Raw genomic sequence first — 21,707 nt, 5'->3', positions numbered from 1 at the left:
ATGAAACATCTCCGTCTCGCTATCCTGGCCGCTCCGATCCTTTTGGCCTCGGCCGCCTTTGCCCAGAACCAGGTCGCCACGCTGCGTAATACCGCGCCGCTCGACCAGGAGGGCGAAGCCACCCAGATCCCCGGCATCGTCAACACCGACATCCGCCAGGTGCGCAACTACCCGGATCAGCCGCCGCTGATCCCGCACAAGACCGACAACTATCAAGTCGACCTGAACTCCAACAAATGCCTGACCTGCCACAGCCGCACCGCGGTGGAGGTCAGCCAGGCGCCGATGATCTCGGTCACCCACTTCATGAACCGCGAGGGCCAGACCCTCGCCGCGGTCAGCCCGCGGCGCTATTTCTGCAACCAGTGCCACGTGGTGCAGACCAACGCCCGGCCGCTGGTCGAGAATGAGTTCGTCGATGTGGACAAGGTGCTCGACTATGTGCACTCGAAACAGGGCGGGGCGGACTGATGATTGCTTTCCTGAAAAGGCTCTGGTGGATTATCAGGCGGCCCAGTGCCTATTTCTCGCTCGGCTTCCTGACCATGGGCGGCTTTGTGATGGGGATCATCTTCTGGGGCGGTTTCAACACCGCGCTTGAGGTCACCAACACCGAGGCCTTCTGCACCAGCTGCCACGAAATGCGCGACAACGTGTTCGAGGAGCTGAAGCCGACGATCCACTATTCCAACCGCTCCGGCGTGCGGGCCTCCTGCCCGGACTGCCACGTGCCGCACAACTGGACCAACAAGATCGCCCGCAAGATGCAGGCCTCCAAGGAGGTCTGGGGCAAGATCTTCGGCACCATCAACACGCGGGAGAAGTTCCTGGAGCACCGGCTGGAGCTGGCGCAGCACGAATGGGCCCGGCTGGAGGCCAACGACTCGCTGGAATGCCGTAACTGCCACTCCGACGAGTCGATGGACATCACCCGCCAGTCCAAGCGCGCGGCAGAGGCGCATGAGCGCTTCCTGTTCACCGGCGAGAAAACCTGCATCAACTGCCACAAGGGCATTGCCCACCAGCTGCCCGACATGGCCGCAGCCGAAGGCGAGGATCACGCAGGCCTGCTGGCCCCTGCCCATGGCGAGGGCCTGCTGGCCAGCACCCGCAGCTACTTGGGCCTGAGCGGCGACTGACGCTGCCAGCCTGCCCAAGCACTAAAAAAGGCCGCTGTCCCGATGGGCAGCGGCCTTTCTAATTGTCTGCTACTCGGCAGGGCTTACAGCGGGATGCTGCCCAGATGATCCTCGCCGCGCTCCCGCGCCAGCTTCATCTGTTTCTGCCGCTCGCGGAACCGGGCCTTGTCCTCTTCCGAGGTTTCATTGATGCACAGGTGGCAGGAAACGCCCTGTTCGAACTCCGGCCGGGCCTTGTCCTCAGGCAGGATCGGGCGGCGGCAGCCGTGGCACAGCTCGTGCGGGCCTTCGACCAGCCCGTGGCCGACCGACACCCGGTTGTCGAAGACAAAGCACTCGCCTTCCCAGGTGCTGTTTTCGGCGGGCATTTCCTCCAGGTAACGCAGGATGCCGCCCTTCAGGTGATAGACGTCCTCCACCCCCTGGCCCAGCAGGTAGTTGGTCGATTTTTCGCAGCGGATGCCGCCGGTGCAGAACATCGCAACCCGCTTGTTGTGAAAGCGGTCCTTGTTCTCTTCCCACCAAGCGGGGAAATCGCGGAAGCTCTCTGTCTTGGGGTCAATCGCGCCCTCGAAGGTGCCGATTGCCACCTCATAGTCGTTGCGGGTGTCGATCAGCACCACATCGTCCTGCCGGATCAGATCGTTCCACTCTTCCGGCTCGACGTAATGCCCGACGGATGCCAGCGGATCCACGTCCGGCTGGCCCATGGTCACGATCTCTTTCTTCAACCGCACTTTCATCTTGCCAAACGGCGGCTCGGCGGCAGTGGCCTCCTTCCACTCCAGCGCCGCGCAGCCCGGCAGCGACTTGATATGCGCCAGCACCGCGTCGATGCCAGCGCGCGGGCCTGCGATGGTGCCATTGATCCCCTCCTGCGCCAGCAGCAGGGAGCCTTTGACGCCTTGCGCCTGGCACAGCTCCAGCAGCGCCGGGCGGATGGCGGCAGGGTCGGGGAAACGGGTGAAGTGATAGAGGGCAGCAATCGTGTACATGCCCCGGCCTTAGAACCATGGCGCGCGGTTTTCAAGAGCAAGAACCGCCTGCGCGGGGCCAATAAAACAAGGGCTTTGCATGTATGTTTTCACTTGCGTCAGCCCGCCGCCGGCCAGCGGGAGTTCCCAAGCGGCACTTGTCCCGTTACAAATTGTGCAAGCCAGAAAAGGAGTTGCCGATGACCCAGGCCCTGATCGTTGTGGATGTGCAGAATGACTTCTGCCCGGGCGGGGCGCTGGCGGTGCCTGGAGGGGACGAGGTGGTCGCCCCCATCAACGCTATGATGGCGCAGTTCGATGCGGTAATTCTCACCCAGGACTGGCACCCGGCAGGGCATTCCTCCTTTGCCTCCGCGCACCAGGGCAAGGCACCGTTCGAGACGGTGGAGATGCCCTATGGCACTCAGGTTCTGTGGCCCGATCACTGCGTGCAGGGCACCGGTGGGGCGGCCTTCCACAAGGACCTGCGCACCGACGGCGACCTTATCATCCGCAAGGGGTTCCGCCCGGCAATCGACAGCTATTCCGGCTTCTTCGAAAACGACAGGACCACGCCCACCGGGCTCGAAGGATACCTGCGCACGCGTGGCATCTCACGGTTGACTCTCGCCGGGCTTGCCACCGACTTTTGCGTTGCCTTCACTGCGCTCGATGCGGCCCGGCTTGGGTTTGAGGTGACGGTCGATTTGAAGGCCTGCCGGGCAATTGACCTGGACGGCTCGCTGCAGGCGGCCCTTGGCCAGATGAAAGAGGCAGGCGTTGATCTTCAATCTTGAGTTGATTTGCCGAATTGTTAACAATAGCCGGCTTATGCTGTGCGGGCTCACCGACGGCAAGGCGGAAAGATGAATACTTCGGATGGGGCTGCCGCAGGCCCGCTGGACAGTTATTACAAACGCTACGGTTCACTCGAGCTGCTGCTGCGTTACGCCCGCGGCCGGGTGCGGATGTTTTGGGGCCGCCAGCTGTTCATGGCTCTGGCCTTTCTGACTCTCGCTCTGGTCGTTCCCACGCAATACGCGCTGCTGGCCTTTGCCATAACCTTTGCCGGCGACACCGCGGATTGCATGCTTCTGCGCCGCGCGGACCGCTTGGCCGGCAGCGGCCTGAGTGAAAGGCGGCTGCGGCTGCTGACCGCTCTGACCGCGTTCCTGCACGCCCTGGCGCTCTGCGCGGCTGCATCCATTCCTTTCTGGGTCGAGTTTCCGGCCCAGGACCCGCACACCCACAACGAACCGCTTTTCACTGTCGGCCTGCTCCTGGGGCTGGCCATCAATGCCGCGCTGGTGCTGCCGTATAACCCTTTGGCAGTTATCGTAAAACTCGTCACCTATGCAGCGCTGCCGGTGGCGGGGCTGGCGGTGGAGATCCTGGAAGCGCCGGAATCGGCCGCAATGTACGAATTGCATCTGGCGGGGCTGGCGGTGCTTTACACCTCCTTTCTGTGGTTTCTCGTTTTCGTCAGGCGAAACTTCAGCCGGACCCGCCGCAACATGAGGGCCCAGGCCCTGCAGCAGCAGGAGCTGGAAGCCGCCTATGCGGAGCTGTCCGAACAGCAGATGGAGGCCAAACGCCTGGCGCTGGTGGCTGAAAACGCCAATGACAGCGTGATGCTGATGGACCGGAACGGGCGGATTACCTGGGTCAACGACAGTTTCACCCGCCTCACCGGGTACTCGTTCGACGAGGCTCTGGGTCAGCTGCCGGGTGACTTGCTGAACAGCGGCAGGACCGACCCCGCCGCCATCCGGCTGCTTCAGGACAGTGTCCGCGATGCCCAGCCGGTGCGCGTGGAAATCTGCAACCGGCGCAAGGACGGGCAGCATATCTGGATTGAGACCAGTCAGGTGCCGATGCTGAACAGCGCCGGAGAGCTGGAAACACTGATCGCGGTGGAACGGGACATTTCCGCCGCCAAGGAACATGCACGGCAGCTGGAACAAGCGCGGATCTCGGCTGAGGAAGGTGCCCGCGCCAAGGCGGAATTCCTGGCAACCATGAGCCACGAAATCCGCACCCCGATGAACGGGGTGATTGGCATGGCCCAGCTGCTGCGCGACAGCGGTCTGAACGGCGAGCAGGAGCTTTATGCCAGCACCATCCTCAGCTCGGCGGATACCCTGCTGGCGCTGATCAACGATGTTCTCGACTTCTCCAAGATGGATGTTGAGGGCGTCACCCTAAGCCGCGCCGACTTTGATCCGCGCGCCTGTTTCGAGGAAACGGTGTGCCTGCTGAAGGCTCAGGCGGACTCCAAGGGCTTGGGGATGCTGCTGGAAATCAAGGATCGGGTGCCCGCACAGCTGCGCGGCGACGACCGGCGAATACGGCAGATTTTGCTGAACCTGGCTGGCAATGCGATCAAATTCACCGAACAAGGCCGGGTGCTGGTGACACTGGATGCCGAACCGGCAGGGCAGGGGTTTGATCTGATCTTTTCGGTGGCGGACACCGGCATCGGAATTCCCAAGGAGATGCTCTCCAAGGTGTTCGAGCGGTTTGCCCAGGGGGACGCCGCAATCAGCCGCCGCTTTGGCGGCACCGGACTGGGACTCGCCATTTCCCGCCGCCTGGCGGAGGCAATGGACGGCAGTATCACAGTGAAGTCTGAACTGGGGCTGGGGTCCTGTTTTACTGTGCGGCTTCGCCTGGATCCTGCGAAGGCGCAGCAGGCAGCAACACCCGCTGCCGCACCGCAGCCGGGCGGTTTCGACGCGCTGGAGGGGCTGCGGGTCCTGGTGGCGGAAGACAACGCCGTGAACCGGGTGCTGATGGAAAAGTTTCTGCATCCGACACCGGCGCAACTGGTCTTTGCCCAAAATGGCCGCGAAGCGGTGGCACAGTTCCAGGAATTCGCACCGGATATCATCCTGATGGATATGTCGATGCCAGAGATGGACGGGCTGGAAGCCACCCGCGCGATCCGCGCCTCGGCGCTGCCGCAGCCTGCCATTGTGGCGCTGACGGCCAACGCCTTCGATTCCGACCGGGAGGCTTGCCTTGCCGCAGGCATGAACGAATTCATGAGCAAACCCATCAACCGCAGCAAACTGATCGAGCTTTTGGTGCAGCTGGCGCCACAGGCGCAGGCCCGCCGCGCGGGCTGATTTCCTTTGCCCCCGCTGGCGGGCTATCCTATCAATCCATGACTCCTTAAGCACGAGGCTGCCGGTGGATATTGCAACCCGCGTCTATAATCACAAATGGAAGATTGATCCGATTGTCCGGTCGCTGATCGACACTGATTTTTATAAGCTGCTGATGTGCCAGTCGGTGTTCCGAAACAAGCCGGACACCACCGTGACCTTCTCGTTGATCAACCGCTCCACCCATGTGCCGCTGGCACGGCTGATTGACGAGGGCGAGCTGCGCGAACAGCTGGACCACATACGCTCGCTGTCGCTCAGCCGCGGCGAAAGCACCTGGCTGCGCGGCAATACTTTCTATGGCAAACGGCAGATGTTCCGCCCCGATTTTATGGAGTGGTTCGAAGGCCTGCGCCTGCCGCCCTACCACCTGGAGCGCAAGGGCGATCAGTATGAGCTGACGTTTGAGGGCAAGTGGCACGAGGTCATGCTGTGGGAAATCCCGGCCCTGGCAGTGCTGATGGAGCTGCGCTCGCGCGCGGTGCTGGACAGGATGGGCCGGTTTGAGCTGCAGGTGCTGTACGCCCGCGCCATGACCCGTGTTTGGGAAAAAATCGAGAAACTGCGGGAGATTGACGGCCTGACGATCGCCGATTTCGGCACCCGCCGCCGCCATTCCTTCCTGTGGCAGGACTGGTGCGTGCAGGCGATGATCGAGGGTTTGGGGGAGAAGTTCACCGGCACCTCCAACTGCCTCATTGCCATGCGCCGCGAGGTGGAGGCGATCGGCACGAATGCGCATGAATTGCCGATGGTCTATTCGGCGCTGGCGGACAGCGACGCGGAACTGGCTCAAGCACCTTATGAGGTTCTGTCCGACTGGCATGACGAGCACGAGGGCAACCTGCGCATCATCCTGCCCGACACCTATGGCACCCAGGGGTTTCTTGACCACGCGCCTGACTGGCTGGCCGGCTGGACCGGCATCCGCATCGACAGCGGCGACCCGGCCAAGGGCGCAGAGGTAGCGATCAACTGGTGGAAAGAGCGCGGCGAGGACCCGGCGGAGAAACGGGTGATCTTTTCCGATGGCCTGGACGTGCACCAGATTCAGGACCTGCACGCGCAGTTTTCCAGCCGCACCAAGGTGTCCTTTGGCTGGGGCACGCTGCTGACGAACGACTTCCGCGGGCTGGTGCCGGATGACGCGCTGGCGCCCTTTTCGCTGGTGTGTAAGGCAGTTGCCGCCAATGGCCGTCCGACGGTGAAACTGTCCGACAACCCGGAAAAGGCGATGGGGCCTGCGGATGAGATTGCGCGTTACAAGCGTGTATTCGGCGTCGGCAAGCAGGAACGGCAGGACGTTATCGTCTGAGAGAAAACGAGGGGAGTTATAGAGGGGGCGCCGCCCCCTCGGCCTGGCGGCCTCACCCCCGGAGTATTTGGGAAAGATGAAAGAGGCGGGCGGCCTCAGCCGTGATGGGCCGCCACGGTCTTGAGCTGCGAGAAGCCATAGAGCGCTTCAAAGCCTTTCTCACGCCCGTGCCCCGACTTCCCGACGCCGCCAAAGGGCAGCTCCACCCCGCCGCCGGCGCCGTAGTTGTTGAGGAACACCTGGCCCGCCCGCAGTTTCCTGGCCAGCCGCATTTGCCGGGCGCCGTCACGGGTCCAGACGCTGGCGACCAGCCCGTAGTCGGTCGCATTGGCAATCCGCAGCGCGTCGTCTTCGGTGCCGAACGGGATCAGCACCTGCACCGGGCCAAAGATCTCTTCGCGCGCAAGCACATGATCGTCTGGCACATCGGCAAACAAGGTGGGGCGGACATAGGCGCCGCTTTCCGGCGCATGTCCCACGATGGTCCCCTGCGCCGCGACGGGAAGATCAGCGCCCTTGTCCAGATAATCCTCAACGATCTGCTTTTGCCTGGCAGAGATCAGCGGCCCGACCCGCAGGTCCTCTGCCGCAGGTCCGACGGTCAGCGTGCTGTAGGCCTCTGCCATGCGCCGCTTTACCTCCTCATACGCCCCGCGCTGCACCAGAATGCGCGAGGATGCCGAACAGGTCTGGCCTGCGTTCTGGATACCCGCGTTCACGAGAAACGGCAGGGCAGCGTCAAGATCGGCATCGTCAAACACCAGTTGCGGGGACTTGCCGCCCAGCTCCAGCGTGACCGGCACCACGTTGGCGCCCGCCGCCTGCTGCACCAGCGCGCCAGTCCTGACCGACCCGGTGAAGGAAATGTGATGCACGCCGGGGTGCCCGGCCAGCGCCGCACCGGCCTCCGATCCCAGTCCCGGCACCACGTTCAGCGCACCCGCAGGCAGCCCGGCCTCCATCGCGATATGGGCGAACGCCAGCGCCGTCAGGCAGGCCTCCTCCGCCGGTTTCAGCACACAGGCGTTGCCCATCGCCAGCGCCGCGCCGACAGAGCGGCCGATGATCTGCATCGGGTAGTTCCAGGGCACGATATGCCCCGTGACCCCATGCGGCTCCCGCAGGGTATAGACGGTGTAGCCGTCGAGATAGGGAATGGTCTCCCCCATCACCTTGTCCGCCGCCCCGCCGTAGAACTCGCAATAGCGCGCCAGCGCCACCGCATCGGCGCGGGCCTGGCTCAGCGGCTTGCCCACATCCATCGCCTCAATCTCGGCCAGCAGGTCTACCCGCTCCAGCACGAACTGGCCGATCCGGGTCAGGATGCGGCCCCGTTCCAGCGCAGTCATGCGGCCCCATGCGCCGTTCAGCGCCGTCCCAGCTTCTTGCACCGCGGCCTCGATATCTGCCGCACCGCCGCGGGCGATCTGGCAGATTTCGCTGCCGTCCGAGGGGTTCACCAGCGGCAGAGTGCCGCCGCTGGCCGCGGGCAGCCACTGGCCGCCAATGAGGCAGAGCGCGGGATCGAACCAGAGGGGATCAGACATGCTGGGGGCTCCTTTCCGGGCCGGACAGATCAGGCAGCACCGGGGCTGCGGCGATCAGCTGGCGGGTGTAGGGGTGCTGCGGGTTGCTGAATACGGCTTCGGTTTCACCCTGTTCGACGATTTCTCCGTGCCTCATCACCAGGCAGCGGTCGGTGATCGTGCGCACCACGCTCAGGTCGTGGCTGATGAACAGGTAGGTGAGGCTGTAGGCCTCGCACAGTTCTGCCAGCAGGTCGAGGATGCGGGCGCGGACAGAGACGTCGAGGGCTGACACCGCCTCGTCAAAGATGATCAGCTCCGGCCGGGTGATCAGGGCGCGGGCAATGGCAATACGCTGGCGCTGCCCGCCGGAGAACTGGTGGATGTATTTCCCGGCGTCCTCCGGTTTCAGGCCGACAGCGTCGAGGGTTTCGGCGATCAGATCACGGCCCGCCGCGCCGGTTGGCGGATCAGGCAGCATATGGAACGGTTCGGTGATCAGCCGGTCCACCCGGTGGCGCGGGTTGAAGCTGCCGTAGGGGTCCTGGAAAACCACCTGCATCTTGCGCCGGGTCTCGGGGGCAAGGTGGATCGTGACGGGTTCTCCATCCAGCAGGATCTCCCCGCCTTGCAGCGGCTCCAGTCCCAGAATTGCCCGCGTCAGGGTCGATTTTCCGCATCCGGACTCCCCCACCAGCCCCAGCCGTTCCCCGCGGTTCAGGGTGAAGGAGACATCGTTCACAGCGCGGAAATGGCCGGGTTTGGCAAACAGAGACGGGCGCGGGGTCTTGTAGTCGCGCACCGCGTTCCGCACCTCCAAGAGCGCTGCTGGCGCGGCTGGTTCCGGCAGCGCCACCTGGTGGTTCGACGCGGCAAATAGCATCCGCGTGTAGGGGTGGCGCATATTGCGCAAGAGCCAGTCCGTATGGCCGGTCTCCACCACCTCGCCGTGGCGCATCACCACGATCCGGTCGGCCAGATCCGCCACCACCGCCAGGTCGTGGGTGATGATCAGCAGGCCCATGCCGTAGTCCTGCACCAGACCCTTCAATAGGTCGAGGATCTGCGCCTGCGTGGTCACGTCCAGCGCCGTGGTCGGCTCATCCGCGATCAGCAGCTTGGGGCGCAGGGCGATGGCCATGGCAATCACCACCCGCTGGCGCTGGCCGCCCGACAGCTCATGCGGATAGCGGCTGAGCGGAAAGCGGTCCTCAGGCAGCCCGACCCGCTCCAGCACCTCGCGGGCGCGGGCCTCGGCGTCCTGGCGTGGCATCGCCTTGTGGATCAGGATGGTCTCCATCACCTGCTCGCCGATGGTCTTCACGGGGTTGAGCGCGGTCATCGGCTCCTGAAACACCATGCCGATAGACTGGCCGCGCAGGGCGCACATCTGCTCTTCGGACTGATCCAGCAGCTGGGTCCCGTCCAGCGTGACATAACCCTTGATTTGGCTCCGCTCCGGCAGCAGTTGCATCACCGCCAGCGCGGTCATCGACTTGCCGGAGCCGCTTTCGCCGGTGACAGCAACAATCTCGCCCGGCTCTACGTGGAACGATACATCCTTCAGCACCGGATAGCAGCCGATCTTGAGAGATAAGTGGGTCACATCCAGCAAGGTCATGTCCGCGCCACCCGCAGCTTCGGGTCAAAATAATCACGCAGTCCGTCGCCCAGCAGGTTCAGTCCCAGCACCGTTAGGATGATGGCTGTGCCCGGCACCAGCGCCAGATGCGGTGCAAAGCTGACCATGGTCTGCGCATCGGCCAGCATCCGCCCCCAGCTGGGGGTGGGCGGCTGCGCGCCCAGGCCGACATAGCTGAGGCCGGCTTCGGCCAGGATCCCCAGCGAGAACTGGATCGTCCCTTGCACGATCAGCAGGTTCATTACGTTCGGCAGGATGTGTTCCGCGGAGATGCGCGCCGCGTTCTTGCCTGCCACACGGGCGGCCAGGATGAATTCCCGTTCCCAAAGGCTCAGCGCCGCGCCGCGGGTGATGCGGGCGAAGACGGGGATGTTGAAGATGCCGATGGCGATGATCGCGTTGATGGCGCCAGCCCCCAGAACAGCGGTGATCAGGATCGCAATCACCAGCGAGGGGAAGGCAAAGACGAGGTCATTGCCGCGCATGATCAGCTCATCCAGCCAGGATCCCTTGCGCGCCGCCGCCGTCAGCCCCAGCGGCACGCCTGCGCCCATGCCGATACCAACAGCCACCAAGGCGACGGCGATGGAGGTGCGCGCGCCGACCATGATCATCGACATCAGGTCGCGCCCGAAATGATCGGTGCCCAGCCAGTGCTGCGCATTCGGCGTCTGCAGTTTGGCGGCGATGTTCATTGCGGTGTGGTCAAAGGGCGTCCAGACAAACGACACCGCCGCCGCCAGCAGCACCAGCGAAGACAGCACACCGCCAAGGATCAGGTTGCGGGTCATGTCCGGCTCCTGAGGCGCGGGTCCACCAGCCCATAGGCAAGGTCGACCAGGAAATTCACCGTGATTACGGCAAAGACCAAGAGCATCACCACCGACTCCACCACGATCAAATCGCGCGAGGAGATCGCCTGGAACACCAGCCGCCCGAGGCCCGGCAGGTAGAACACTTGCTCGATGATAATGGCGCCTGCCAGCAGGAAGGAGAACTGCAGCCCGATGATGGTCAGCACCGGGATCAGCGCGTTGCGCACTCCGTGCCGCCATAGTGCCTGACGGCGAGTCAGCCCCTTGGCGCGGGCGGTGCGCATGAAATCCTCACCCAGAATATCCAGCAGGGCGGAGCGCATCACCCGCGTCAGGATCGCCGCCTGCGGCAGCGCCAGGGCAATCGCGGGCAGCGTCAGCGCATGGAGGCCCGCCCAAAGCCCCGCTTCCCAACCCGGAAACCCGCCGGCCCCGAACCAGCGCAGGTTGATGGCAAAGATCAGGACCAGTATCATCGCAAACCAGAAGTTCGGCACCGCGACGCCCAGCTGGGTGGCCCCCATCACTGCCATGTCGCCGGCCTTGCCGCGGCGGGCAGCGGCATAGATGCCGGCGGGAAAGGCGATCAGCGTTGACAGCGTCAGCGCGTAAAGCGCCAGCGGCAGCGATACCCACATGCGGTCGGCAATCATCCCGGCAACAGGCGTGCGGTAGGTGTAGGAGGTGCCGAAATCGCCCGCCAGCATCCCGGTGATCCAGTTCAGATAGCGGGCGGCTTTGGTTTGATCCAGCCCCAGCTCTGCCTTCAGAGCGGCCACCGTGTCGGCCTGCGCATTGACCCCCAGCATGAACGACGCCGGGTCGCCCGGTGCCACCTCCACCACAAGGAAGATCACCAGCGAGGCAACAGCCAGGCTGAGGATCAGCGACAGGAGGCGTTTGAGGGCATAGCGCAGCATGGCTGCCACGTTAGGAGCCTGCGGGGAACGGGTCCAGAGGCCAGCAGAGGGAAACCGGGGCCAGGCGGCAAAAATGCGCAGCGTCAATGGGTTGAGCGGATGCCGCACGGGAACCGGCGGATTGCGCGGGGCAAGCCCTTTGGCAGCGCCCGGAAAACGGCTATCACTCTGCCATGCTGTCCCGCCCCCTGTTCATCGGATCTGAAATCTACCGCGGATCGTCCTATGGCCGCACCCATCCCCTGCGGGTGCCGCGGGTCTCGACAGTGATGGACCTCGCGCGCGCGCTGGGCTGGCTGCCGGATGAGGCCTATGTGAATTCCCCCCGCGCCAAACCTGCGGCGCTTACCATCTGGCACACGCCCGAATACGTCGCGGCCCTGCAGGCGGCGGAGGCGGCGCAAGAGGTGAGCGCGGAAGTGCGGGCGCGGCATCACCTCGGCACTATTTCCAACCCGGTGTTCCCGGAGATATACCGCCGCCCGGCCACTGCCGCGGGCGGCTCGATCCTGGCGGGGGAACTGCTGGCGGGTGGCGGCATCGTCTACAACCCGGCGGGCGGCACCCATCACGGGATGCCCGACCGCGCCAACGGGTTCTGCTATCTGAACGATCCCGTTCTGGCGATGCTGTCGCTGCGCCATCACGGCGCGCAGCGGATCGCCTATGTGGACATCGACGCCCATCATTCCGACGGGGTGGAGCATGGCTTTGCGGGCGACGCGGGCGTGCTGATGATCTCGGTGCATGAGGAAAACCTGTGGCCCAAGACTGGCACACTGACAGAGGACGCAGGCGGGTCTGCCCTGAACCTGCCGGTGCCGCGCGGCTTCAATGATGATGAGATGGCCCATATCCGCGACGCGCTGATCCTGCCCGCGGTCGCGGCGTTTCAGCCGGATGCCATCGTGCTGCAATGCGGGGCGGACGCGGTGACGGAGGACCCGCTGCCGCATCTGGACCTGTCGAACAACGCCCATTGGGAGGTGGTGCGGGCGCTGATGGGCATGGCGTCGCGCTATCTGGTGCTGGGCGGCGGAGGGTACAATCCGTGGTCAGTAGGGCGGCTCTGGACCGGGGTCTGGGCCACGCTGAACGGAGTTGAGGTGCCGGAGCGGCTGCCCGCGGCGGGCGAAGAAGTGCTGCGCGGGCTGGAGTTCAACGGAAACGGCCTGGGCCGCAATCCGCCGGAGCACTGGTTCACCACGCTCAGGGATGCGCCGCGCGGCGGCGAAGTCCGTCAGGAAATCCGGGAGCGGGTGGCCTATTTACGTGCGAAGCGGGGTCTGTGATGCGATGAGGGCAGCGCCTTCCCGTTTTGCCGACGGCAAACCTGCGGTTTGACGGGAGGGGCGGGCGCTGCCCGGCGTTGCCGCCGGGCCATTGGCTTGTATCAAATTACTCCGCCCAGCTGATCGCCGTCAGGTCGATGGCCGCCGTCGGCGCGTTTTCCCACAGACCTTGCAGCCCGGCTTTAGCAACAACCAGCTTGGCCAGCTGGAACAGGTAGCCGTTGACGTAATCCGCTGCGATCATTTCCTGCGCCTCCTGCATCAGCGCGGTGCGGCTGTCCGGATCCGTGGTCGCGTTCAGCCGGTTCATCAGCTCCTGAAACGCCTTGCTGTCGTACTGGAAGTAATACTCGGGCCGGGCGTAGATGCCGATGTCCATCGGCTCGGTATGGCTGACGATGGTGAGGCCAAAGTTCTTACCGCGGAACACGGTCTCCAGCCACTGGGCCCATTCCACATTGATGATCTCGGCCTTGATGCCGACCGCGGCCAGCTGCGCCGCGATGATTTCGCCGCCGCGCCGGGCATAGGACGGGGGCGGCAGGTGCAGGGTAGTCTCGAACCCTTCGGCAAAGCCTGCCTCGGACAGCAGCGCCTTGGCCTGTTCCGGGTCATAGGCGGAATTGCCGGTCAGATCCTTGTAAGCCGGGTTGTGCGGCGCAAAGTGGGTGCCGATCGGAGTGCCGTACCCGAACATGGCGCCGTCGATAATCGCCTGCCGGTCGATGGCATGGGCCATGGCCTGCCGCACCCGGATGTCATCAAACGGCGGCTGCTTGTTGTTGGTGGACAGGATGGTCTCGCCTTCGGTCGATCCCACCAGCACCTGGAACCGCGGATCGGCCTCGAACTGCGGCAGGTTTTCCGGCGCCGGGAAATTGTCGAAGGCGTCGATATCCTCTGCCATCATCGCGGCAAAGGCGGCCGTGGGGTCGGAAATGAACTTGAAGGTCGCCGACGCCAGCGCAGGCTGATCGCCCCAATAGTCCGGATTGCGCGCCAGCGTGATGCGGTCGCCCTGCACCCACTCCTGGAACGTATAGGCGCCGGTGCCGATGGGATTGGTCTTGATGTCTTCGATGCTTTCCGGCGCCACGATCACCGCATCGCCCCAGGCGAGGTTAAACAGCAGGCTGCCGTTCGGCCCGTCCAGCGTAACCCTGACGGTCTGCGGGTCCACAGCTTCGACTTCGGTTATCCCTTCAAACAGCGACTTCTGCGCATTGGTGCTGTCTTCGGCCCGGGCGCGGTCCAGCGAAAATTTCACGTCCTCCGCATCCATCGCGCTGCCATCGTGAAAGGTGACGCCCTCACGCAAGCGGAAGGTGTAGACGGTGCCGTCTTCGGAAATTTCCCAGCTCTCTGCCAGCCCCGGCACCACGGAGCCATCGCCCATGAACCGGGTCAGCCCCTCGAAAATGTTGCTGTAAACCACCGAGTCGATGGCCTGGGCGGCGGCGCTGGTCGGGTCCAGATGCGGCGGTTCCAGCTGCATGGCGATGGTGACGCTGTCCTTGGCCCAGGCACCGCCCGCGGCCAGGGCCAGTGCGGAACCCGCCGCAAAAACAAATGATTTCAGTGCCATTGAATAACTCCCCGTGTACAATATGCGGGCCGTGTGCGGCGCCTATTGGAAACGAGTTTCCCCGATTCCCAAGCGTAATCAAGGGCGGGGGACATTTCGCCCACTGGAAGCACGCGGCGTTAATTGATAATCCGTGTCCACTCCAAGAACCGCGGACAGGAAGCCATGAGCGCAACAGCCAAGAAACAGGCGCCCAACGCCGAAGACATCCGGGCCCGCAAGGGCGGCACCCCTCTGGTGAGCCTGACGGCCTATACCACGCCGATGGCGCGGCTGATGGACAAGCACTGCGATTTCGTGCTGGTCGGCGACAGCGTCGGCATGGTGCTGCACGGGCTGACTTCCACCCTGGGCGTCACCATGGAGATGATGATCCTGCACGGCCAGGCGGTCGCGCGCGGTCTCAGCCAGGCGATGCTGGTGATCGACATGCCTTTCGGGTCTTACGAGGAAGGCCCGCAGCAGGCATTCCGCAACGCCGCCCGGCTGATGGCCGAAACCGGCTGCGCCGCGGTTAAGCTGGAGGGCGGCGTCGAAATGGCCGAAACCATCCGCTTCCTGGTCAAGCGCGGTATCCCGGTGATGGCCCACATCGGCCTCACACCGCAGTCGATCAACACGCTGGGCGGTTACAAGGTTCAGGGCCGTGACGCACAGGCGGACGCCGTGCTGGCAGACGCCCGCGCGGTGGCGGAGGCCGGCGCGTTTTCGGTGGTGCTGGAGAAGGTGCCGCAGAAACTGGCCGACAAGATCACCGCCGAGGTGGCTATTCCCACAATCGGCATCGGCGCCAGCGCCGGCTGCGACGGGCAGATCCTGGTGGTGGACGACATGCTGGGCTTCTTCACAGCCTTCAAACCGAAATTCGTGAAACGCTACGCCGATCTTGGCCCGCTGGCGGAGGCAGGCATCGCCGAATACGCCGCCGAAGTGCGCGCCCGCAGTTTCCCGGCTGCCGAACATGTCTTTGCCGATCAGGCCCCGGCGGCCAAGACGCCCTCCAAAGGATGACTTCCGAAATGACTGCCCCGATCCTGCGCCGTCTGGCCGACCTGCGCGCCAAGACGTCCGAGTGGCGCCGCAACGGCGAAACCATCGGCCTGGTGCCGACCATGGGGGCGCTGCACGCAGGCCACCTGTCTCTGGTCGAAGCAGCCAAGCAGGCTTGCGACCGTGTGATCGTGACCATCTTCGTGAACCCCAAGCAATTCAATAACGCCGAGGATCTGGCAAACTACCCGCGCACCGAACACGAGGATGCGGAGAAGCTCGCCCCCTACGGCGTGGACCTGATCTACGTCCCGGACCCGGATCAGATCTACCCGGACGGCTATGCCACCAATGTGTCTGTCGGCGGCAGCATCACGGACGTGATGGAGGGCCCCTTCCGCCCCGGTCATTTCGACGGGGTTGCCACGGTCGTCGCCAAACTGTTCCTGCAAACCAGCGCGGATAGGGCCTTTTTCGGCCAGAAGGATTACCAGCAGCTGATGGTGGTGACCCGCATGGCCCGCGATCTGGACATCCCGATCGAGGTCATCGGCTGCGAAACCGTGCGCGAGCCGTCGGGCCTGGCCATGTCGTCGCGCAACCTGCGCCTGTCGCCGGAGGCGCTGGCCAAGGCCGCGGCCCTGAATGCGGCAATGCGCGAGGCCGCCGCCAAGGCGTCCGAGGGCGGGCTCTGGGCACCGCTGGAGGCCGCCGCGCGGCAGGCGCTGTCTGAGGCGGGGTTTGGCGACGTCGAATACTTCGACCTGCGCTGCGCGGAAACGCTGGAGGCGCTGGAGACCCCCTCCCGTCCGGCCCGGCTGCTGGCCGCCGCCTGGATGGATGGCATCCGCCTGATCGACAATATCGAGGTTCCTCAACTAAATTCTTAGTAGGGGCTGGTAGCGATAGCACCTTTGCGTTTATTGTCCCCGGTCAGAGGAGACTGGAGGGCAGCCGATGACCTATATTCTGGCAATTGATCAGGGCACCACGTCGACCCGGGCAATCCTGTTTGATGCGGGAATGCAGGTCGCGGGCACCGCGCAGCAGGAGTTCACCCAGCATTACCCGCAGGCGGGCTGGGTGGAGCATGACCCGGAGGAGATCTGGGACACCACCGTCGCCGTCTGCCGCAAGGTGATGGCGGATCTGGATGTTTCTGCTGCGGATATCGCGGGCATCGGCATCACCAACCAGCGTGAAACCACTGTGGTATGGGATAAATCCAGCGGCAAGGCCATCCACAACGCCATCGTCTGGCAGGACCGCCGCACCGCCGCCATCTGCGAGCAGCTGCGCGAGGCCGGCCACGCGGAAATGGTGGCCGATCGCACCGGGCTGCTGCTGGATCCCTATTTCTCCGGCACCAAGGTGAAGTGGATCCTCGACACCGTTCCGGGCGCGCGGGAGCGGGCCGAGGCAGGGGATCTCCTGTTCGGTACAGTCGACAGCTTTCTGATCTGGCGCCTGACCGGCGGCGCCTCCCACGTGACCGACGCGACCAATGCCGCGCGCACGCTGATGTATGATATCCGCAAGGGCCGCTGGAGCAGCACCATCAGCGATCTGCTGAACGTGCCGCAGCAGATGCTGCCGGAGGTGAAGGACAGCGCCGCCGATTTCGGCACCACCGACCCGGAAATCCTTGGCGGTCCGGTTCCGATTCTGGGTGTGGCCGGCGACCAGCAGGCCGCCACCATCGGCCAGGCCTGCTTCCAGCCGGGGATGATGAAATCCACCTACGGAACGGGGTGCTTTGCGCTGTTGAACACCGGGGATGAGCCGGTTGTGTCGAAGAACCGGATGCTGACCACAATCGCCTATCAGCTGGACGGCAAGCCGACTTATGCGCTGGAAGGCTCGATCTTTATCGCCGGCGCCGCGGTGCAGTGGCTGCGCGACGGGCTGGGAATCATCGAACAGGCCTCCCAATCTGGCGAACTGGCGTTGCGGGCGGACCCGGGCCAGGACGTGATCCTGGTGCCCGCCTTCACCGGCCTTGGCGCGCCCTATTGGGAGCCGGAGTGCCGCGGCGGCATGTTCGGCCTGACCCGCAACTCCGGCCCGGCGGAGTTTGCCCGCGCTGCGCTGCAAAGCGTCGCCTACCAGACCCGCGACCTTTATGAGGCGATGCGCGCCGACTGGGAGGACGACAGCCACCACACCGTGACCCTGCGCGTCGATGGCGGCATGAGTGCCAGCGACTGGACCATGCAGAGCCTGTCCGATCTGCTGGGCGCTGCCGTCGACCGCCCGGTGATGCAGGAAACCACCGCGCTGGGCGCGGCCTGGCTGGCGGGGATGCGGGCCGGAATCTACCCGGACCAGACCGGTTTTGCCGACACCTGGAAGCTCGACCGCCAGTTCGCGCCGCTGATGCAGCCCGCCGCGCGCGAAGCGGCCTATGCCCGCTGGCAGCGCGCGGTGCAGGCGGTGATCGGGATCTAGACGCTGGTGAACGGGCAGGGCGGGGCGCTCCCGCCTGCTCCTGTCCATTCGCAGAATGGAGGTCACAGTTGGGCGTAGCGCCGCGCTTTGCGCGGCGCTTTTCTATCTGCTGAGAAGCGCTTTAAGGCCGGAACTGCCCTTAAACGCGCGTTTTCGAGTGTGTGTGTCCATCCGCGCCTCAAGGATAAACCGAGCCTGCGGCACGGCGGCTGCGCCGTCCTTGACCCGCGGTTGGCCGGGGGGCGTGCCTCAGCTGATGCCAGCGCCTGCCGGGATGGTCGGGGGACGCGCGTTGAGTTCTTCGATGGAAAAGCCCGCAATCAACTTGTACTTGGCGGCATGGGCGGCCAGCTCCGCCTGCGGGATCACTTCGCTGATGTCCCGGAAATCTCCGCCGCAGAGGTCCTCGACTTGTTGCAGCACCCCGTCCGGGCCGCCGCCTGCGCGGTTGGCCATACCCACAGCCGTGGTCACCGGACGCACTTCTGCCTCATAGGCCTGCAGAGCGCTGGCGCTGATCCCGTGGTCCAGCAGTCGCGCACCGATCACCCGCGCATCGACAATCGCCTGGCTGGCTCCGTTGGAGCCCACCGGATAGGTCGGATGCGCGGCGTCGCCCATCAGGGTGACGTCGCCATCGGTCCATCGCGCCAGCGGGTCGCGGTCCACCATCGGGTATTCATAGACCACCTCCGCCCCGCGGATCAGGCCGGGCACGTCGATCCAATCGAACTGCCAGCCCGCAAAATCCGGCAGGAACTCATTGATGTCCGCAGGCCGGTTCCAGTCCTCCCGCCGCCAGGGGGCGGAGGGGTCAAAGCGCTTTTCCGCGATCCAGTTCATCGTGACGAGGCCTCCGGCATCCGGCTGGGAGATCGGATACGCGACCAGCCTCAGGTCGTCGTGACCGATCATCGCCATCGCCGCGCCGCCCTTGAAGGCGGGCGCGCGGGTGGTAGCCCGCCACAGGATGCGGCCGTTCCAGATGGGCGCGCCCTCATCCGGCACCATCTGCGCGCGCAGGGCAGAGTGGATCCCATCGGCTGCCACAACCAGCGAGCCTTCGATCCGCCGCCCATCAGCCAGCAGCAGCGTGGCGCCGCCGCCCGTATTCTCAAACCCTGCCGCCCGTGCCCCGGTTTCAATGCAGCCCGCCCCGGCCCGCTCCGCCAGCGCGCGGTACAGCATCATCTGCAACGCCCCGCGATGCACCGAATACTGCGGCCAGGCATAGCCCGCGCCGGTGCCGCGGGGCTCCTCCCAGATCGTTTTGCCCAGCTTGCTGTAAAACCCCAGCTGCCGGGTCTTCACGCCAATCGCATCCAGCTCCGCCTCCAGCCCCAGATCGAACAGCTCCCGCACCGCGTTGGGCTGCAGGTTGATGCCAACCCCCATCGGCTTCAGCTCCCGCGCCGCCTCAAAGATCCGGAAGGGCACCCCGATCTGATGCAGGGTCAGCCCCAGGGTCAGCCCGGCGATGCCGCCGCCGGCGATGAGAATGGACATAATAAGTATACCTCCCAATTGTGCGCGCAGAAAACCACAGCCTACTGCGCAGAACAAGAAGATACGGGGGAGGCGGCTCAGCGCCGTCCGGCGATGATCAGGTCGGGGCCGAAGATCACGTCGGCATAGTTGTGCAGGTAGATCTTCAGCCAGGGTGTGAAGCGCTCGGGATGGCGGCTGACCTCGGCCAGCAGGTCGTGGTAGTCGACCCAGCGGGTTTCCATCACCTCATCCGGGTTCGGGGTGACTTTCAGCGGGCGGTGGGCGTGCGCCAGGAACACATCTACCGCTTCATGCTCCACCAGCCCGTTGCCGACATCGGCGCGGTATTCCAGGTGGTGGCGGAACTCAGGGTAAAGCCCGGTAATCCCCAGCTCCTCCTGCATCCGCCGCACCGCGCAGGCCGAAGCCTGCTCCTCCCACATCGGATGGGTGCAGCAGGTGTTCGCCCACAGCCCCGGCGTGTGGTATTTGCCCATCGCCCGCCGCTGCATCAGGATTTCCACGCCTTTGACCACAAAGACGGAAACCGCCTTGTGCTTCAGCCCGCGCTCATGCGCGGCGAGCTTGTCAACAGGTGTCAAATCGCCGTTCACCCAGGCGGGGATCATGTGGCTCATGCTGTGTCCGTGACGTGGTTCCTTGACCGGCCTACCGCAATTGCGATGGCCTGGCTCCTACCGCTAACGCCTGCGGGTTGCGAAAGCAATTACGCGAAAAGCCGCGGCGAAAATGCCGCGGCTTTGATGCAGTGTTTGCCGGAAATCCGGGCGTTATTCGGTGGCCGCTTCCGCGCTTTCCTCAGTTTCGGCACCCTCTGCCGGGGCCGGGCCGTGGCTGGCCAGGAAGGCATAGATGTCTTCGCCGCCCTTCTTCAGGCGGAAGGACATTTTCGACTTGGCTTTGGAGTCGCCGGTTTCGGCCTGCAGGAACTTCTTGGGGTCGGCGGTGAAGGCCACGAACTTCTCTTCATCCCAGACCAGCCCGGCTTCACCGGCGGCAGCCAGGTCCTTGCTGTATTTGAAGTCTTCCACGGCGCCTGCAGTGCGGCCGGCAACACCCCACAGGTTGGGGCCGGTTTTGCCGCCCTTGACGATCACGTCGCCGTCATCAGAGACGACCATGTGGCAGGACTTGCACTTGTTGAACCCCTTCTCGCCAGCTTCGGGGTCGCCTTCGGCAAAGGCAGGGGCGGCGAGGAGGCCGAAAATAGCGGCAGTAACGAGAGGTTTCATATTGCTTGCTCCGGTTATGAGTTGGCACGTGTGACTCATGATCCAATAGCCCGCAGTGTCAACCGGCAGTTTGACGCGCATCAAAGTTCCGGCAGGAAGCTGCGGCAATTCAAGGCGCCGCCCAGCAGGGCAGCAGATCTCCGGGTTCCGGGCGCGCGTGAAAGACTGCGCGGGCAATGGACCGGCTGAGGCACAGGGCTGCTGCATGGCAGAGGGTGCCAAGGTTTGCGTCCGGGGTTTCCAGTTTGCGCGCACCGGTGCTGGCGGCAAACACCAGATCACCGTCGCCGGGGGTGTGCGCGGGCACGATGGCGCGGCCGATGCCGTCATGCGCCGCTGTGGCCAGCCGCTGGCACTGCGCCTTGGTCAGTGCCGCATCTGTGGCGACGATGGCAATTGTGGTGTTGGCGCGCTCCGGTGGCAGCGGCGTGCCGCTCAGGTTCTGGATCGCTTCGATCTTGCGGCTGCGCAGGCTGCGGCCCAGCCCGGCGGCCCGGTCCGGTCCGATCCCGCCGAATTCCTCGCCAATCTCAAAGGGCGCGGCCCAGAAATGCCGCTCCCCCGGCGTGGTGACGGCGCCCAGCGGATTGGCCGCCACCAGCGCGCCCACGGTGACGCCGCCCTCCAGCACCAGCGAGGCGGACCCCAGCCCGCCCTTCAGCATCGCCGTCAGCGCGCCGGTGCCGGCGCCCGCGGTGCCAAGGTCAAAACTCTCCGCCGCCGCCTCAAACGCCGCCCGGCCCAAATCGCGGTAGGGGTTCTGATCCCAGGCCTTGTTTCCGCCGTTCAGCAGGTCAAAGAGGATCGCCCCCGGCACCAGCGGCACCCGCGCCGGGCCGACCGGAAAACCGCGGCCCTGGCCATGCAATGCGTCCATAACGCCGGAGCAGGCGTCCAGCCCGAAGGCAGAGCCGCCCGACAGCACCAGCGCGTCGATTTTTGCCACCGATTTATCCGGCGCAAGCAGGTCGGTCTCCCGCGTGCCGGGCGCGCCGCCCATCACATGCACCGACGCGGTGAAGGGGCTGTCCGATGTCAGCACCGTGGCGCCGGATTTCAGCGTGGTGTCCTGGGCGTTGCCGACAAGCAGGCCGGGCACGTCGGTGATCAGGTTTCGGGGGCCGGGGAGCATGGCGGGCGGTCCTTTTTCTGA

19 protein-coding genes are annotated in these 21,707 nt (G+C 64.8%); 9 read left to right on the top strand and 10 right to left on the bottom strand.

All coding sequences use genetic code 11. The features are described 5' to 3' along the window. Together AC4HIX_RS02345 and AC4HIX_RS02340 are read left to right on the top strand one after the other, a co-directional pair. On the top strand, window positions 1–471 hold the full coding sequence (locus AC4HIX_RS02345) for a nitrate reductase cytochrome c-type subunit (RefSeq protein WP_475048166.1): 471 nt from the start codon (window positions 1–3) through the stop codon (window positions 469–471). Next, window positions 471–1,139: a cytochrome c3 family protein gene (locus AC4HIX_RS02340; protein WP_475048165.1), complete on the top strand. Its 669-nt coding sequence runs from the start codon at window positions 471–473 to the stop codon at window positions 1,137–1,139. The genes AC4HIX_RS02345 and AC4HIX_RS02340 overlap by 1 nt, the downstream gene beginning before the upstream one ends. A gap of 83 nt (window positions 1,140–1,222) precedes the next feature. Here AC4HIX_RS02340 and trhO read toward each other — a convergent pair whose 3' ends face one another. Continuing rightward, entirely contained in the window at window positions 1,223–2,134 is a 912-nt protein-coding gene (gene trhO / locus AC4HIX_RS02335) for an oxygen-dependent tRNA uridine(34) hydroxylase TrhO (RefSeq protein WP_490397735.1), read from the bottom strand. A gap of 179 nt (window positions 2,135–2,313) precedes the next feature. On the opposite strand from trhO, the gene pncA reads away from it, so the two are divergent. The 3 genes from pncA to pncB all read left to right on the top strand — a co-directional run bounded on the left by pncA (window position 2,314) and on the right by pncB (window position 6,595). Then, window positions 2,314–2,910, top strand: a complete 597-nt coding sequence (pncA, locus tag AC4HIX_RS02330; protein ID WP_490397734.1) for a bifunctional nicotinamidase/pyrazinamidase — start codon at window positions 2,314–2,316, stop codon at window positions 2,908–2,910. A gap of 69 nt (window positions 2,911–2,979) precedes the next feature. Further along, window positions 2,980–5,241, top strand: coding sequence for a hybrid sensor histidine kinase/response regulator (locus tag AC4HIX_RS02325; RefSeq protein ID WP_490397733.1), 2,262 nt, complete (start codon window positions 2,980–2,982; stop codon window positions 5,239–5,241). 64 nt (window positions 5,242–5,305) lie between these two features. After that, the gene (gene pncB / locus AC4HIX_RS02320) at window positions 5,306–6,595 is read left to right on the top strand and encodes a nicotinate phosphoribosyltransferase (RefSeq protein WP_490397732.1); all 1,290 of its coding nucleotides are present in this window, start codon (window positions 5,306–5,308) and stop codon (window positions 6,593–6,595) included. A gap of 95 nt (window positions 6,596–6,690) precedes the next feature. Here pncB and AC4HIX_RS02315 read toward each other — a convergent pair whose 3' ends face one another. The 4 genes from AC4HIX_RS02315 to AC4HIX_RS02300 are packed head-to-tail and all read right to left on the bottom strand — an operon-like array spanning window position 6,691 to window position 11,498. Then, entirely contained in the window at window positions 6,691–8,142 is a 1,452-nt protein-coding gene (locus tag AC4HIX_RS02315) for an aldehyde dehydrogenase family protein (protein ID WP_490397731.1), read from the bottom strand. Further along, complete coding sequence (locus tag AC4HIX_RS02310) at window positions 8,135–9,742, bottom strand: ABC transporter ATP-binding protein (protein ID WP_490397730.1); 1,608 nt, start codon at window positions 9,740–9,742, stop codon at window positions 8,135–8,137. The genes AC4HIX_RS02315 and AC4HIX_RS02310 overlap by 8 nt, the downstream gene beginning before the upstream one ends. Then, the gene (locus tag AC4HIX_RS02305) at window positions 9,739–10,554 is read right to left on the bottom strand and encodes an ABC transporter permease (RefSeq protein ID WP_490397729.1); all 816 of its coding nucleotides are present in this window, start codon (window positions 10,552–10,554) and stop codon (window positions 9,739–9,741) included. The genes AC4HIX_RS02310 and AC4HIX_RS02305 overlap by 4 nt, the downstream gene beginning before the upstream one ends. Then, window positions 10,551–11,498: an ABC transporter permease gene (locus tag AC4HIX_RS02300; protein ID WP_490397875.1), complete on the bottom strand. Its 948-nt coding sequence runs from the start codon at window positions 11,496–11,498 to the stop codon at window positions 10,551–10,553. The genes AC4HIX_RS02305 and AC4HIX_RS02300 overlap by 4 nt, the downstream gene beginning before the upstream one ends. 173 nt (window positions 11,499–11,671) lie before the next feature. On the opposite strand from AC4HIX_RS02300, the gene AC4HIX_RS02295 reads away from it, so the two are divergent. Continuing rightward, window positions 11,672–12,790, top strand: coding sequence for an acetoin utilization protein AcuC (locus tag AC4HIX_RS02295; protein ID WP_490397728.1), 1,119 nt, complete (start codon window positions 11,672–11,674; stop codon window positions 12,788–12,790). A 106-nt stretch (window positions 12,791–12,896) separates the two neighbouring features. On the opposite strand, the gene AC4HIX_RS02290 is transcribed toward AC4HIX_RS02295, so the two are convergent. Continuing rightward, window positions 12,897–14,375 carry an ABC transporter substrate-binding protein gene (locus AC4HIX_RS02290; protein WP_490397727.1) on the bottom strand — a complete coding sequence of 493 codons (1,479 nt, stop codon included), beginning with the start codon at window positions 14,373–14,375 and terminating at the stop codon, window positions 12,897–12,899. A gap of 165 nt (window positions 14,376–14,540) precedes the next feature. Between AC4HIX_RS02290 and panB the strand changes: the two genes are divergently transcribed. From panB to glpK, 3 genes are all read left to right on the top strand, one after another. Beyond that, window positions 14,541–15,386 (top strand): 3-methyl-2-oxobutanoate hydroxymethyltransferase, encoded by an 846-nt coding sequence (panB, locus tag AC4HIX_RS02285; RefSeq protein ID WP_475048141.1) that lies wholly within the window; start codon window positions 14,541–14,543, stop codon window positions 15,384–15,386. Window positions 15,387–15,394: 8 nt separating this feature from the next. Then, window positions 15,395–16,255: a pantoate--beta-alanine ligase gene (gene panC, locus AC4HIX_RS02280; protein ID WP_490397726.1), complete on the top strand. Its 861-nt coding sequence runs from the start codon at window positions 15,395–15,397 to the stop codon at window positions 16,253–16,255. 67 nt (window positions 16,256–16,322) lie between these two features. Further along, window positions 16,323–17,813, top strand: coding sequence for a glycerol kinase GlpK (gene glpK, locus AC4HIX_RS02275; RefSeq protein WP_490397725.1), 1,491 nt, complete (start codon window positions 16,323–16,325; stop codon window positions 17,811–17,813). Window positions 17,814–18,062: 249 nt separating this feature from the next. Here glpK and AC4HIX_RS02270 read toward each other — a convergent pair whose 3' ends face one another. The 4 genes from AC4HIX_RS02270 to AC4HIX_RS02255 form a co-directional block, all read right to left on the bottom strand. Further along, window positions 18,063–19,319 (bottom strand): flavin-dependent oxidoreductase, encoded by a 1,257-nt coding sequence (locus AC4HIX_RS02270; RefSeq protein ID WP_490397724.1) that lies wholly within the window; start codon window positions 19,317–19,319, stop codon window positions 18,063–18,065. A gap of 77 nt (window positions 19,320–19,396) precedes the next feature. After that, on the bottom strand, window positions 19,397–19,939 hold the full coding sequence (idi, locus tag AC4HIX_RS02265; protein WP_027236097.1) for an isopentenyl-diphosphate Delta-isomerase: 543 nt from the start codon (window positions 19,937–19,939) through the stop codon (window positions 19,397–19,399). Window positions 19,940–20,092: 153 nt separating this feature from the next. Next, window positions 20,093–20,554 (bottom strand): c-type cytochrome, encoded by a 462-nt coding sequence (locus AC4HIX_RS02260; protein ID WP_490397723.1) that lies wholly within the window; start codon window positions 20,552–20,554, stop codon window positions 20,093–20,095. 109 nt (window positions 20,555–20,663) lie between these two features. After that, complete coding sequence (locus tag AC4HIX_RS02255; protein WP_490397722.1) at window positions 20,664–21,686, bottom strand: P1 family peptidase; 1,023 nt, start codon at window positions 21,684–21,686, stop codon at window positions 20,664–20,666. Window positions 21,687–21,707: the final 21 nt, after the last annotated feature.

It is taken from the genome of Leisingera sp. (genome assembly GCF_982940295.1).
The sequence above is the reverse complement of the archived record's forward strand: the minus strand, read 5'-3'. Positions and strand labels throughout refer to the sequence as shown.